This is a genomic window from Gemmobacter sp. (assembly GCF_046292685.1).
Lineage (GTDB): Bacteria > Pseudomonadota > Alphaproteobacteria > Rhodobacterales > Rhodobacteraceae > Wagnerdoeblera.
The window spans coordinates 56,657-69,868 of record NZ_JBKBQM010000011.1 but is presented as its reverse complement, the minus strand read 5'-3'; the positions used below and the strand labels follow the sequence as shown (position 1 = coordinate 69,868).

The window sequence follows — 13,212 nt, the reverse complement described above, 5'->3', positions numbered from 1 at the left end:
CGCCACCAGCGCTGTTGGTTCCACAAGATGTCGAACGTCCTCAACCACTTCCCCAAGTCGATGCAGCCCGCCGTCGCCGCCGGCCTGCGCGAGATCCCGCACGCTGCCACCAGCGCAAGCGGCGCTGGCGGCCATCGAGAGCTTCTGGCAGGAATACGCCGCCAGGCATGCCCGCGGCGCAGCCTGCCTGACCAGGGACACCGAGGCCTTGCTGGCCTTCCACGACTTCCCGGCCGAGCACCCGGACCAACCGCGCACCTCGAACCCTATCGAGAGCCTGTTCGCCACCGTCCGCCATCGGACCGTGCGCACCAGGCGCGCGCTGTCGCAGAAGACCGCCAAGCTCCTGGTCTTCACCCTCGTCAGGGCGGCTTCGACGACATCGCGCCAGCTGAACGGCACGAACCGGTTGCCCAGCGTCATCGAAGGCGTCAGGTTTACCGATGCCGTCGCCCACCGCGGCGCAGGCGAAAGCGCGAGACGCCCGAGGAATTGGCGGTATCGGCATCGCATCGCAGGGTATCGCGCGTTTACGCGTCAAGGCCTTGCACCGAGCCCCCGCCCCCGCCGGCCCAACCCTGCCCTGCCCCGAAAGCGCAGGCCGGCGCAGGCGCGAAAGCCGGATCAGGACAGCGTCGCCAAGCCGCAGAGCGTGTTGACCAGCCGCATCTGCGCGATGGTTTCGCATTTCGCCTCGCGCAGGCGCGGCGCGCCGAAGACCAGGGCGAGGCCCTTGGCGCGCGACACCGCCACGTTGATGCGGTTGAGCGAGAACAGGAACTCCATCCCGCGTGGGGTTTCGTCGGCGGAGGAGGCCGTCATGGAGACAAGGCAGACCGGCGCTTCCTGGCCCTGGAACTTGTCCACCGTGCCGACGCGGATGGCGTCGGGCAGCGCCTCGCGCAGCGCGTTGACCTGCGCGTTGTAGGGGGCGACAACGATGATGTCGCTGGCCTGCATCGGGCGGGTGGTGCCGTGCTTGTCGGTCCAGCTGCCCTTCTGCAACGCGGCGATGGCCAGCCTGATCGCGGCAACCTCCTCGGCCGCGATCTGGGCGTTGCCTTCGTGCGGGACCGGCACCCAGAAGGCCCCGGCCTCGGGGAAACGGGTGCCGCGCACGGCCTGGTGCGCGGTGTCGGGGTGGCTGGTCAGCCGCCCCTCGTAGACCTGATCCGAGACGAAGCGGCAGACCGCAGGATGCATCCGGCGCGAGACGGGCAGGAAGATGCCGCGCTCGGGCGGCAGGGTCGCATCGTCGCCCAGCATCCAGTCGAGGCATGACAGGTTCGCAGGCTCGGGGTGCGCGCCCTGGATCACCTGCGGCAACTGGCGCGGGTCGCCCACCAGCACGATGTTGCGGGCAGCGCGGCTCATGGCCACCATGTTGGCCAGCCCGACCTGCCCGGCTTCGTCCACGAAAAGCCAGTCGAAGGCCTGCACGTTCTCGTCGCGGCAAAAGAACCAGGCGGTGGCGCCGACGACCTGCCGCGCCTCGGCCGCCTCGTCATTGCTGGTGGTGCGGCGCACCGGGCAACCTTCGGGGTAGCCGTCATCGTCGCCGCCGGTCTTGTGAACCAGATCCAGCGTGATCGGCAGATCCTCGTCCTCGACCGCACTCAGACAGCCCATCAGCACGTTGCGGATCGCCTCGTGGCTGTTCGAGGTGACGCCCACCCGCGCGCCCTTGCGCAAGAGCGACAGGATCGCCCGGGCGGTGACATGGGTCTTGCCGGTGCCGGGCGGCCCCTGGATGGGCAGCACGGTTTCGTCCATCGCACCCACAGCCGCGATCGTGCCGGAAACGGGGTCGGCAACAGGCTTCAGCGGGCCGGTTTTCAGACGGGGGGCTGCGCGCGACAGCAGATCGTCCGCTGCCCGATAGCGGCGCGGCCCGCATTGGTCGGCAATCACGTCGCGCAAGGCGGCGGCGATCACATCGGTTTTCAGCGGCCAGTCGGGATGCAGGGTCAACCGCTCGGCCAGCAGATGTTCCTTGCCCGGCCCCGCCTTCACCATGATCTTCCCTGCGCGCCGGTCCATCTCCTCGATCCCGACCGAGACGGGCGCGCCGTCCGGCACGGGAACGGTTGCCTTTTTCCCCTCGCGCAGCCGGGTTTCCTGGCGGGGAAAGCGATAGCTGCGGGCGTAGGACCGCTTGACCGGCACGACGGGGCCGATGGCCTCCAGCCCGCCGAGCGCGTCCAGATCCTCGATCAGGTCGTCCTCGTCCTTCGAGACGGAATCGAATACCGCCCATTTCGCGGGCTTGGCCTCGCGCTGGTGGAAAAGCCCGAGGTCGAACAGCATCGCTTGCCGCTCCTCGGGCAGGCCCGATGCCGCAAGGGTGGCGCGCAGGGCCTGCGTCTCGGCATCTTCGTCGGCCTCCTGCGGCCCGGCATCGGGGGACAGCGCCGGCCACGGCGCCGCGGGGCGGATGCCAACCAGCCAGTTGCGCAGCTCCTCGGTCGAGATGCAGTCGATCCGATTGTAATCCTCGATCTCGTCAAGGATCTGCCGTTCGCCCGTCTCGCGCCAGCGTTCATAGGCCACGACCGACCCGCCCGCCGTCTTGACCTCGCCCTCGCGGTGGCGGCCATAAAAGGCCTCCATCGACTTGATGGAATAGTTGCCTTCCGACCCGATCAGCCCGCCGCGCACCACGGCGAACAGATCGACGAACCGCCGTTCGCGCATGAGGCGGTCCAGAAAGGCCTCGCCGATCCCGTATTTCGTGGTCAGGCGGCGCAGCGCGGTGATCTCGTAGGCCGCGTAATGATAGATGCGGGCCTTGGGGAATGCCTCCAGCCGCGCGCGGAAGAAGGAAAGAAGCGCCTCCAGCGCCCTCGCCTCGGCCGCGTGGTCATGCGCCCAGAAGGCGCGGAACTGCCCATGGCCCCAGACGCCATGCAGATACTCCAGCCCGCCTTCGTAATGCGGATCGCCCTCGATGTCATAGAACAGGTCGCCCGGCTGCGGTTCCGGCAGCAGGTCGAAGCCCTTGCCGGGTTCGGGTGCGCGCAACTCGAAGGCCGGGGTTCCGGTCTTGCGCGCGTGCTGCAACCGGGCCTGCGTCACCAGCCGCGCGCGGGTGCCCTCGGCCATGCCCCGCACCGGGCGGTCGAGCGCGGCAAGCGCCGCCATCGTGGTGATGCCCGCGGCCTCCAGCTTCTTGACCTGCCCGCGGCTGATGTTGGCCACGTTGAACAGGCTGTCCTCGGTGGCCCAGACGCTTTCGCAGTGATCGGCCCAGCGACAAAGCCCGCAGTCGGCGCAGGGGATTGGCCTAGTCGGCGTCGGCTCCGCCACGAAGGCCTCCAGCCGCCCCCGCGCCGCCCGGGCGTAATGGGCATAGTCGGCAAGTCGCAGGGTCGCGCGTTCGCCGGTGCCCAGTTCGACATGGGCGCATTCCGGGGCCACGCCCTGCACCTCGGTCAGCAAATCGGAATAGAGCACGAGTTGCAGCACATGCTTGGGATGCGGCCGGCGTTTCAGCTTGGTGTCGGCCACTTCATAGCTGAACGGGCCAAGGGCAGAAGGCTTATCGACCCGCAGCAGGAAATCCGACCAGCCGCCCCAGTTGCCCGACAGGAAGGCCCCCTGAAACACCACCTCGACACCCTGCGCAAGCGCCTCTCGGGTCGCTTGCGCGTCGGCGACCAGATCGCCACGGGGGAACTCCAGCACGGTTTTGCCGGCGGACTTCAGCTTCTCCAGATGCGCCGCCTCGTGCGCGTCGCCCTGTTTCTGCAACAGGGCCGCGTCCTCGGTATCTTCGCCCGGTTCCGGCCCCTCGCCGCGCAGGCGCATCAGGTCGAGCGTGGTGGCATGGGCACAGCCCATGAACCGCATCAGGTCGGTTGCCGAGAAAAGGATGCTGCCGCCGAAGTTCCTCATGGGTCGTCCTGAAATCTGAAAGGCGCGCAACCCGCAGCGGAATCGTCTCGTCGGGTTGCAGCTTTTTCAATATCCGTCCGGGGCGTCAATTCCGACCGGCCCGGGCGCAGGAACACCGCGGCGCGCCCGAGCCGCAAGGGGGCACCCGCGTCAGCCGGCCTGTGCGTCGCCCGCATGCACGATCCGCAGGCTTTTCGGCGCGATCAGCGAGGCGCGCTTGCCCCGGGCCCCCATCCAGATCGAAAAGCCCTTGCCGATCAGGGCGGCCGCCTCGTGCAGCGTCCGAACATGCGTGGCGTTTTCGGCGTGGTGCTTGTGCTTGCCGTGCGCCGGGTCGGCCAACCGATAGCCCTTTGCGGTGACCACGGGTTCTTCGACCACCCCGCCCCGCGACGAAACCCGTTCGATCCTGATGACACGTCCGGTCATTGTTCTTCCTCTCGATGTTCTGGTGCGCCTGCCGAGCCAAGGAGAACGTCATGCAAATCACTCGGGAATCGGCTCGACAGGACGCAACAACCTTTCTAGCCTGCCGGGGTGACAATCCCTGACAGGCTTGCGAGGGTTCATGTCCTTTTCCAAAGCCCAGGATCTCATCCGCCTTGCCAAGATGGCCGCCGCCCGGCGCGGGGGCGTCAGCCTGGAGGATATCTGCGAAGAATTCGGCGTCTCGCACCGCACCGCGCAACGCATGACCGATGCGCTGGAGGAGACCTTCGGCAATGTCGAAGCGGCGGATGGAGAGGACCGCAAGCGACGCTGGCGGCTGGTCGACCCCGGCTTGGCGCAATTGCAGCTGCGCCACGAAACCGCGGTCGAGGCGCTGGAGATCGCGGCCCGGACGGCCGAGGCCGAGGGTCGGGTGCGCCATGCGCGCGCCTTGAACGATATGCGCGACGGCCTGCTGGCGCGGGTTCCCGCCCGCGCTCGGGTCGAAGCGGATGCCGAAGCCGTGCTGATGGCGATGGGCCAGGTCACCCGGCCGGGGCCCAAGGTCCGCCTGCAGCCGGACATCCTCGACGCCATCATCGAATCGCTGCGCGGCCCCTTCCGGCTGCGGGTGCGCTACAATCAGGATGCCGGCCCCCGCATCCTGGAACCGCACGGGGTGCTTCTGGGCCACCGGACCTATCTTGCCGCCCGCGACCCGGCCAAGGCGGACGAGGTGCGCAACTTCCGCATCGACCTGATCCACGAGGCCGAGACGCTGAACGAAAGCTTTGTCCTGCAGGACGGGTTCAACATCGCCGATTACGCCGCGCAGGCCTTTGGCGTCTGGCAGGATCCGGCGCAATACGGCGAGGTGGTCTGGCGCTTTGCCCCCGACGCCGCCGAGCGCGCCGCGGGCTTTCGCTTTCACCCCCGGCAAGTGCTGGAACCGCAGGACGACGGCAGCCTGATCGTGCGGTTTCACGCGGCGGGCTGGCTGGAAATGGCCTGGCACCTGTACCAATGGGGCGACCGGGTCGAGGTGCTGGCCCCGCAGGCGCTGCGCGACATGGTCGCAGGCCATCGCCGCGGCGATTTTGCCGCCCTGCCGTGACGCGATTTCAAAAGGATGCCTTTCATGCCCGAGACCCTGACCTTCGCCGCCCTCAAGCAAAAACAGCGCGCCATCCGGGCGGGCTTCCCCGAGACGATGGGCCTGCGCGTGCACCGCGCCATCAGCTGGATCGGCCGGGCCGAGGCCTGCAACGGCGATGACGACGCCCGGTTCATCTTTCTCTGGATCGCCTTCAACGCCGCTTATGCCGATGAACGCGAGTTCCAGCCGATCCCGCAGGGCGAACGTGCGGCCTTTCTGGATTTCTTCGGGCGGCTGACTGCGCTCGACCACCAGCACCGCATCTATAACGCGGTCTGGCAGCGGTTTTCGGGGCCGGTGCGGCTGCTGCTGGAAAACCGCTATGTCTTCAACCCGTTCTGGCAGCACCACAACGGGATCGAAGGCTATGGGGATTGGGAGGATCGGTTCCGGGCCTCGGCCCGGTCCTTCGCGCAGGCGTTCCAGGCCGGCGACAGCGCCCGGGTGCTGAGCTTCGTCTTCGACCGGCTTTATGTCTTGCGCAACCAGCTGGTCCATGGCGGGGCCACCTGGAACAGCAGCGTCAACCGGGCGCAGGTGCGCGACGGGGCGGCAATCCTGGCGTTTCTGGTTCCGGTGTTCGTCGATCTGATGATGGAGAACCCCGAAGCAGACTGGGGCCGCCCGTTCTATCCGGTCGTGGCGTAGCGATCAGGCCGCGGCGCCGGCGGCCCGGTCCGTTCGGGTTGGCCGCAGGCGTCGCGGGGCGGGCGGAGCCCTCGGCGTGGTCACGCGCGGCCGGAAGGCCCGAGGCACCGCGCGCGACAGGCGCCAAGCGGGCCTGAACCGCCGAACGGCAGCCGCCGTGCCCCTTGCGAAAAGGCTTGGGTCGGCGTCATGCCAGCGCCTCGCCCCACGATGCGGGCGGCAGGAAGGGGTGGCCTGCCGCCGCACAATCGCCCGAAGGCGGGCGCGGGCCGCGCCGGTTTCAGCGTGGCACCGGGCACGAGACGGGCGCACCCCTGGCCCGAAAGCGATCACACGTCCACGTCCTCGACGAAGCGCGCGTTTTCCTGGATGTATTGAAACCGCAGCTCCGGCTTCTTGCCCATCAGCCGTTCCACCAGGTCGCCGGTTTCGCCCGGGATCTCGTCGTCGATCGCCACGCGGATCAGCTTGCGCGTGGCGGGGTTCATGGTGGTGTCCTTGAGGTCTTTCGCGTCCATCTCGCCCAGGCCCTTGAAGCGCGAGACGTCGATCTTGCCCTTGCCGCCAAGGCCCCGTTTCAGCCATTCGTCCTTTTCGGCCTCGTCGATGCAATAGACCCGGCGGGCCCCTTGCGTCAGGCGAAACAGCGGCGGGCAAGCGAGGTAAAGGTGCCCCTTGTCGATCAGCGGGCGCATCTGGGTAAAGAAAAAGGTCATCAGCAGGCTGGCGATATGCGCACCGTCCACGTCGGCATCGGTCATGATGATGATCTTGTCGTAGCGCAGATCCTCGATGTTGAACTTCGAGCCCATCTGCACGCCAAGCGCCTGGCAGAGATCGCTGATTTCCTGGTTGGCGCCCATCTTGCCGCCGGCGGCCCCCAGCACGTTCAGGATCTTGCCGCGCAAGGGCAACAGCGCCTGGTTGTGCCGGTCGCGCGCCATCTTGGCGCTGCCGCCGGCACTGTCGCCTTCGACGATGAACAGTTCGGTGCCGTCGCGGTTGGTGGCCGAACAATCCACCAGCTTGCCGGGCAGGCGCAGCTTCTTGGTGGCGGTCTTGCGGGCGGTTTCCTTTTCGGCGCGGCGGCGCAGGCGTTCCTCGGCGCGCAGCACGAGAAAGTCCATGATCGCGCCGGCCGACTTCGGGTCGGAGGCAAGCCAGTTGTCGAAATGGTCGCGCACCGCCCCCTCGACCCACTTTGCCGCTTCGTCGGTCGAAAGCCGGTCCTTGGTCTGGCCGACGAAACTGGGTTCGCGGATGAAGATCGACAACAGCGCGCAGCCCCCCGACATGATGTCCTCGCGCGTCACCAGCTCGGCCTTGCGGTTCTTCGACAGCTCGCCATAGGCGCGGATGCCCTTGGTGATGGCGGCCCAGAACCCTGCCTCGTGGGTGCCGCCTTCGGGGGTGGGCACGGTGTTGGTGTAGGAATGGATGAACCCGTCGCGCAGCGGGGTCCAGTTGATGGCCCATTCCACGCTGCCCGGGACGCCGTATTTTTCCTCGAACCCGACCTTGCCGGCAAAGGGGCGGTCGGCATAGGTCATCACCTTGTCCAGCGTCTCGCCCAGATATTGCGCAAGGCCGCCGGGAAAATGGAATGTCGCCTCGGTCGGGGTTTCGCCATCGGCGATGGCCGATTTCCAGCGGATTTCGACGCCGGAAAACAGGTAGGCCTTGGACCGCGCCATCTTGTAGAGCCGGGCGGGCTTCAGGCGCTGGCTGCCGAAGATTTCGGCATCGGCGTGGAAGGTCACCGAGGTGCCGCGCCGGTTCGGGGCGGGGCCGACCTTGGCGATGCCGCCTTGCGGCTTGCCCCGGCTGAATTCCTGGACGTAAAGCTCGCGGTTGCGCGCCACCTCGACCCGCAGATGGTCGCTCAGCGCGTTGACCACCGACGAGCCGACCCCGTTCAGCCCGCCGCTGGTCGAATAGGCCTTGTTGGAAAACTTGCCCCCCGCGTGCAGCGTGCAGAAGATCACTTCCAGCGCCGACTTGCCGGGAAACTTCGGGTGCGGGTCCACCGGAATGCCGCGGCCGTTGTCGCGCACCGTGACGGCGCCGTCGGCGTGCAACTCCACCTCGATCCGCGTGGCATGGCCGGCCACGGCCTCGTCCATCGCGTTGTCGAGGATTTCGGCCACCATGTGGTGCAACGCGCGTTCGTCGGTGCCGCCGATATACATGCCGGGGCGCTTGCGCACGGCCTCCAGCCCTTCGAGCACCTCGATCGAGGAGGCATCGTAGCTTTCGGGGCCGGTGGGCAGCAGATCGGACATGGAACCTCGATTCGGGGCAGGCAGGAACGGGGGGGCATATGACCATCGGGGGGGCCGACGCGCAAGCGGCCTGCCCCGCCGCAGGCCGGATCACATCGGTTCGGCGTTGCGCGCGGCCCAGAGTCGCTGAAAGGCCGGGCGGGCGTGGCAGCGCGCCAGCCAGTCCTTCAGCGCGAGGTAAGGGTCGAGCGTGCCCGGCTCGGCGGTGGCGTAGCGCACGCATTCGGCCAGCACGATATCGGCCACGGTAAAGCGGCCGCCCATCATCCAGCCGTTGCCGGCCAGGTGGCTTTCGATGCGGGCAAAGGGGCGGCGCAGCGTGGCTTGCGCGGCGGCGATGCTGCGCGCGCCTTCCTCGGTGCCGGCCAGACCCTTGCCGTGGACCTGGAGGATCTCGAGCGCCGGGGTTTCCACCGCGGTGGCCCCCACCAGCGCCCATTGCGTGGCCAGCGCCTCCTCGGCCAGATCGCGCGGGCCAAGGTCGCCGCCGAACTTGCGCGCCAGATAGAGCGTGATGCCAAGCGACTCGGTCAGCACAAGGTCGCCGTCGCGCATCGCCGGGATCTGGCCTTGCGGATTGACCGCAAGAAAGGCCGCAGACGCCGTGTGCAGCGGCGCATCGGCCGCGCCCGGGTCGGCCAGCCGGTAGGACTGGATCACCGGAACGTGGTCGAACCCGGTGCCGGTTTCGTAAAGCAGCCAGATCGGCCGCGTGGCGCGGGACCGGAAACACCCGTAGATCGTCAGCATCGCGTGGCTCCCTGTTGCGTGCCCGGGGCCGACCCTAGCCCGGCGCAACGCCGGCCGAAAGGCGGGTTGCCGCAGGTGCGGAAAAAAGCGCAATCTCGGAAAGGATTCAGGGCCCCGAATCGAGCGATTTTCCGGCTGGTGACATGAGCGCATCCGACCCCTTGCCACCCGCCGCCGACCCCGGGCGCGAGCACAAGGCCGAGATCGTCGACCGCATCTACGATGTCGCGCTGGACCCGGTGCGGCTGGAAGACCTGCTGGATGCCTGGGAAGGTCGGGCCGCCCCCTTGCGCGGCTCGGGTGTTGCCCCCGACGGCCCCCAGGTGGTGCCGCATCTGGAACGCGCCGGCGTCTTTCTGGACCGCTTCCGCCCGGCCGGCGCGGATGGCGGCTACCGCTCGGTGCTGGACGACCTGCCGCGGGTCGCGGCCCTGCTCGCCGATGGCGGGGCGCTGGTCATGGCCTGCAATCGCCCGGCCCAAACCGCGCTGGGCATCGTCGAAGGCGGGCCGATCGCGGCCTTGCCCTTCGAACCCGAAGATATCGACACGTTGCGCGCCGCGATCCGCAAGGTGGCGGGCGGGCGCGCGGAAAAGGTGCTGACGCTGCGGATGCGCAGCCGGGCCAGCGGCGCGGTGGTCATCGTGCGGATCGGCCCGGTGCACAGCGACCGCACGCAGCCGCTGGCGCTGGTGATGTTCAGCGAACTGGTCTGGCCCGAAGGTTTCGACGAAACCTTGCAGGAAGCCTTCGGGCTGACCGCCACCGAAGCCGGCATCGTGCGCGGCCTGACCCTGGGGCACTCGTTGAAGGACATCGCCGAGGCCCGCGGCCGGTCGGTGGAAACGGTGCGCACGCAGGTTCGCTCGATCCTGGCCAAGACCGAAACCCACAGCCAGCCGGAGCTGATGCGGGTGGTTCTGGGGCTGATGGATGTGGCGCTGGTGCCGGGGGCGCGAACGCACGAAACCGCACCCGTGGCGGGGCTCGCGCCGCTGCCGGTGCAGTCGATGCGGGTGACGGCCGGGCGGCGGCTGGAGTGGATCGAGTTCGGCGACCCGGCCGGTCTGCCGGTGCTCTACATGCATCTGGATTACGGGCTGGTCCGCTGGCCGGCCCGGGCCGAACAGGCCGCCCGTGCGCGGGGCCTGCGCGTGGTGGTGCCGTTCCGCGCCTGGTATGGCGGCACGACCGGGCTGCCGGGCGGGGTGGATCATCTGGCCGGGGTGGTGGCGGACTACGCGGCGGTGATGGATCATCTGGGCCTGACGCAGGCCGTGGCGATGACACAAGGCGCCGACCTGCGCTTTGCGCTGAAACTGTCGCAGCTGCGCCCCGACCTGATCCGCGCGGTTCTGGGCTGTGCCGCCCAGCTGCCCTTGCGCACCCCCGCACAGTACGAACGCATGGACAAGTGGCAACGCTTCGTGCTGGCCAACGCGCGCTATGCGCCCAAGGTTCTGCCCTTCATCGTCAAGGCCGGGTTCTCGCTGGTGCGCAGCCTGGGGCCCGAGGCATTCTTTCGCAAGGTCAACAGCGGGTCCGCGGCCGACATGGCCGCCTTCGACGACCCCGAAATCCGGGCGGCGGTTCTGGCCGGGGCCGGCATGACGCTGCTGGTGCCCGGCGGCAACGGGCCCGAGGCCTTTACCCGCGAGGCGCTGGGGTCGGAACGCGACTGGTCGGCGGTGGTGCATGCCGCGCGTGTGCCAGTCCGGCTGTTGCAGGCCGACCAGGACCCGCAGACCCCGGTGCAGACGATCCGCGAACTGATGGAGGATTATCCGCATCTGGACGTGCGCTTCCTGGCCTTTACCGGGCAGCTTCTGGCCTTTGCACGCTGGCCCGAGGTGCTGGACGCCATCGAGGAACTGGCCGTGCGCACCGCGCCGGGCGACTGAGGCGGAGGCGGAAAAACAGCGCGGCATACCCTGTTCAGGGTATGCGCGCCGGCCGGAATCGACGCTAAGGTGGCGCCATTGATGGAAGCTTTTTGAACGAAGCCAGTCCCCGACACAGGCGGCGGCACCCCTTGGGTGCCGCCGCTTTTGTCTGCGACCGCGACTGTGGCGCATGAGCAACGCCACAGGCGCCGGGTGGCGGCGATTGACCGGGATCAAGGTGCTGCCCCCGCTGGCCGCGCCCGAAGCGATCCGCGCCAGTTTCCAATCGGGCCGCTACCCCTATCCGCACCCGCTGGGGCGAAAGGTCTACGAACAGGAAAAGGCGCGGCTTCAGGCCGAATTGCTCAAGGTGCAGATCTGGGCGCAGGACACCGGCCAGAAGTTCGTGATCCTGATGGAAGGGCGCGATGCCGCCGGCAAGGGCGGCACGATCAAGCGGTTCATGGAGCATCTGAACCCCCGCTATGCCCGGGTGGTGGCGCTGACCAAGCCGTCGGACAAGGAACGCGGCGAATGGTATTTCCAGCGCTACATCCAGCATCTGCCGACGGCAGGGGAAATCGTTTTCTTCGACCGCAGCTGGTACAACCGCGCCGGGGTCGAGCGGGTGATGGGGTTCTGCACGCCGGCAGAATACCTGGAGTTCATGCGCCAGGCGCCCGAGCTGGAACGCATGCTGGTGCGCAGCGGCATCAGGCTCTACAAGTACTGGTTTTCGGTCACGCAGGCCGAACAGGCCGGGCGGTTCAAGGAGCGCGAGACCGACCCGCTCAAGCGCTGGAAGCTGAGCCCGATCGACAAGGCGAGCCTCGACAAGTGGCAGGACCATACCGAGGCCAAGGAGGCGATGTTCTTTTACACCACACCGCCGATGCGCCCTGGGTGATCGTCAAGTCGAACGACAAGAAGCGCGCCCGGCTGAACGCGATGCGGCATTTCCTGTCGACGATCGACTACCCCGACAAGGATGCCGCGGTGATCGGCAGCCCTGATCCGCTGATCGTGGGGCGCGCGGCCACCGTGCTGGGGGGGGCGGGGCAGATACCCGCACCCGTGGTCAAGCCGGCCTGAGCGCCGCGCCCGGCCCCGCCGCGGGGGGCTGTCTGCCCCCCGAGCCCCCCGAGGATATTTTCACAAGGTGAAAGCTGGAGGGCGGTCTTGCGCCGGACGGCGGTTCGGCAGAGAGATGTCGGGCGGAAACGGGCGGAGGCAAGACAGGTGCAGACACTGGCGGAAATGGCGGTCGAGGTGCTGACCTGCGCGGATGGGCGCGCAAAGACGGCGCTGGCGCGCGCCCATGCCGCGACGTGGTTTGCGGCGCGCGCCGCCCAGGCGCCCTTGCCGCGCGGGCAGGCCAACCCGCCCGACCGCCCTGCCCGTCCGGCCCGGCCCGAATTGCTGGCCCCGCGCGACGTGCCGCGGCGGCGGCCGGGCACGCAGGCCGGGCGCATCGCCTTGCTGCATGCGGTGGCGCATATCGAGCTGAACGCCGTGGACCTGCACTGGGATCTCCTCGCGCGGTTCGGGCATGTGCCGATGCCGCCGGGGTTCTGCGACGACTGGGTGAAGGCCGCAGACGAGGAGGCCAAGCACTTCAACCTGATGTGCGACTGCCTGGAAGCGATGGGCAGCCATTATGGCGCCTTGCCCGCCCATGCCGGCATGTGGCGCGCGGCCGAGGATACCGCGGGCGACCTGATGGCGCGGCTGGCGGTGGTGCCGATGGTGCTGGAGGCGCGCGGCCTGGACGTGACGCCGCAGATGATCGACGTGTTCCGCAAGGCGGGCGACGCTGCGGCGGTGGCCGCGCTGGAGACGATCTATGCCGAGGAGGTCGGGCATGTTGCCTATGGGTCGAAGTGGTTCCACTTCCTGTGCGGGCGGCACGAGCTGGACCCGAAGGACACCTTTCACGGCCTGGTGCAGCGCCATTTCCACAGCTCGCTGAAGCCCCCCTTCAACGAGGAAAAGCGCGCCGAGGCCGGTTTGCCGCCCGATTTCTACTGGCCGCTGGCCGACAGCCCCGCCGGTTGAACACGCATTAGGCGGAGGCTTGCCACCCCGCCCGCAAAGCGGTTGCATCGGCGCGCCGGACCCGGCTACTGCTTTGGCCGGGGAACGGGCCGCGCTGCCAGCAGGCCCGCAAAGC

General features: G+C 68.4%; 8 protein-coding genes and 2 pseudogenes. 6 read left to right on the top strand and 4 right to left on the bottom strand.

Translation table 11 applies throughout. The features are described from left to right. Positions 1–445: pseudogene (locus tag ACK4S2_RS05050) on the top strand (transposase); the annotation flags it as partial. A 179-nt stretch (positions 446–624) separates the two neighbouring features. Here ACK4S2_RS05050 and ACK4S2_RS05045 read toward each other — a convergent pair. Beyond that, positions 625–3,894 carry a TM0106 family RecB-like putative nuclease gene (locus ACK4S2_RS05045; RefSeq protein ID WP_409621012.1) on the bottom strand — a complete coding sequence of 1,090 codons (3,270 nt, stop codon included), beginning with the start codon at positions 3,892–3,894 and terminating at the stop codon, positions 625–627. 150 nt (positions 3,895–4,044) lie between these two features. After that, positions 4,045–4,323 carry a hypothetical protein gene (locus ACK4S2_RS05040; RefSeq protein WP_409621009.1) on the bottom strand — a complete coding sequence of 93 codons (279 nt, stop codon included), beginning with the start codon at positions 4,321–4,323 and terminating at the stop codon, positions 4,045–4,047. A 139-nt stretch (positions 4,324–4,462) separates the two neighbouring features. Here ACK4S2_RS05040 and ACK4S2_RS05035 point away from each other — a divergent pair, with 139 nt between their 5' ends. Both ACK4S2_RS05035 and ACK4S2_RS05030 read left to right on the top strand, forming a co-directional pair. Then, a complete protein-coding gene (locus ACK4S2_RS05035; protein ID WP_409621006.1) occupies positions 4,463–5,437 on the top strand; it encodes a helix-turn-helix transcriptional regulator in 975 nt (324 codons plus the stop codon). 24 nt (positions 5,438–5,461) lie between these two features. Beyond that, positions 5,462–6,127 (top strand): hypothetical protein, encoded by a 666-nt coding sequence (locus ACK4S2_RS05030; RefSeq protein ID WP_409621003.1) that lies wholly within the window; start codon positions 5,462–5,464, stop codon positions 6,125–6,127. Between the two features lie 329 nt (positions 6,128–6,456). On the opposite strand, the gene parE is transcribed toward ACK4S2_RS05030, so the two are convergent. Both parE and ACK4S2_RS05020 read right to left on the bottom strand, forming a co-directional pair. After that, positions 6,457–8,409: a DNA topoisomerase IV subunit B gene (parE, locus tag ACK4S2_RS05025; protein WP_409621000.1), complete on the bottom strand. Its 1,953-nt coding sequence runs from the start codon at positions 8,407–8,409 to the stop codon at positions 6,457–6,459. Positions 8,410–8,499: 90 nt separating this feature from the next. Further along, positions 8,500–9,159 (bottom strand): glutathione S-transferase family protein, encoded by a 660-nt coding sequence (locus tag ACK4S2_RS05020; RefSeq protein WP_409620997.1) that lies wholly within the window; start codon positions 9,157–9,159, stop codon positions 8,500–8,502. Between the two features lie 143 nt (positions 9,160–9,302). Here ACK4S2_RS05020 and ACK4S2_RS05015 point away from each other — a divergent pair, with 143 nt between their 5' ends. From ACK4S2_RS05015 to ACK4S2_RS05005, 3 genes and pseudogenes are all read left to right on the top strand, one after another. Next, a complete protein-coding gene (locus tag ACK4S2_RS05015) occupies positions 9,303–11,060 on the top strand; it encodes a helix-turn-helix transcriptional regulator (protein WP_409620994.1) in 1,758 nt (585 codons plus the stop codon). Positions 11,061–11,232: 172 nt separating this feature from the next. Next, positions 11,233–12,134: pseudogene (ppk2, locus tag ACK4S2_RS05010) on the top strand (polyphosphate kinase 2). Between the two features lie 165 nt (positions 12,135–12,299). Beyond that, on the top strand, positions 12,300–13,097 hold the full coding sequence (locus tag ACK4S2_RS05005; protein WP_409621015.1) for a ferritin-like domain-containing protein: 798 nt from the start codon (positions 12,300–12,302) through the stop codon (positions 13,095–13,097). The last annotated feature ends 115 nt before the right edge of the window (positions 13,098–13,212 follow it).

What these genes read in the sequence shown, in the direction of transcription:
- ACK4S2_RS05040 (WP_409621009.1), bottom strand. Translation starts at nt 4,323, where the DNA reads ATGACCGGACGTGTCATCAGGATCGAACGGGTTTCGTCGCGGGGCGGG.
- parE (WP_409621000.1), bottom strand. Translation starts at nt 8,409, where the DNA reads ATGTCCGATCTGCTGCCCACCGGCCCCGAAAGCTACGATGCCTCCTCG.
- ACK4S2_RS05030 (WP_409621003.1), top strand. Translation starts at nt 5,462, where the DNA reads ATGCCCGAGACCCTGACCTTCGCCGCCCTCAAGCAAAAACAGCGCGCC.
- ACK4S2_RS05020 (WP_409620997.1), bottom strand. Translation starts at nt 9,159, where the DNA reads ATGCTGACGATCTACGGGTGTTTCCGGTCCCGCGCCACGCGGCCGATC.
- ACK4S2_RS05045 (WP_409621012.1), bottom strand. Translation starts at nt 3,894, where the DNA reads ATGAGGAACTTCGGCGGCAGCATCCTTTTCTCGGCAACCGACCTGATG.
- ACK4S2_RS05035 (WP_409621006.1), top strand. Translation starts at nt 4,463, where the DNA reads ATGTCCTTTTCCAAAGCCCAGGATCTCATCCGCCTTGCCAAGATGGCC.
- ACK4S2_RS05005 (WP_409621015.1), top strand. Translation starts at nt 12,300, where the DNA reads ATGGCGGTCGAGGTGCTGACCTGCGCGGATGGGCGCGCAAAGACGGCG.
- ACK4S2_RS05015 (WP_409620994.1), top strand. Translation starts at nt 9,303, where the DNA reads ATGAGCGCATCCGACCCCTTGCCACCCGCCGCCGACCCCGGGCGCGAG.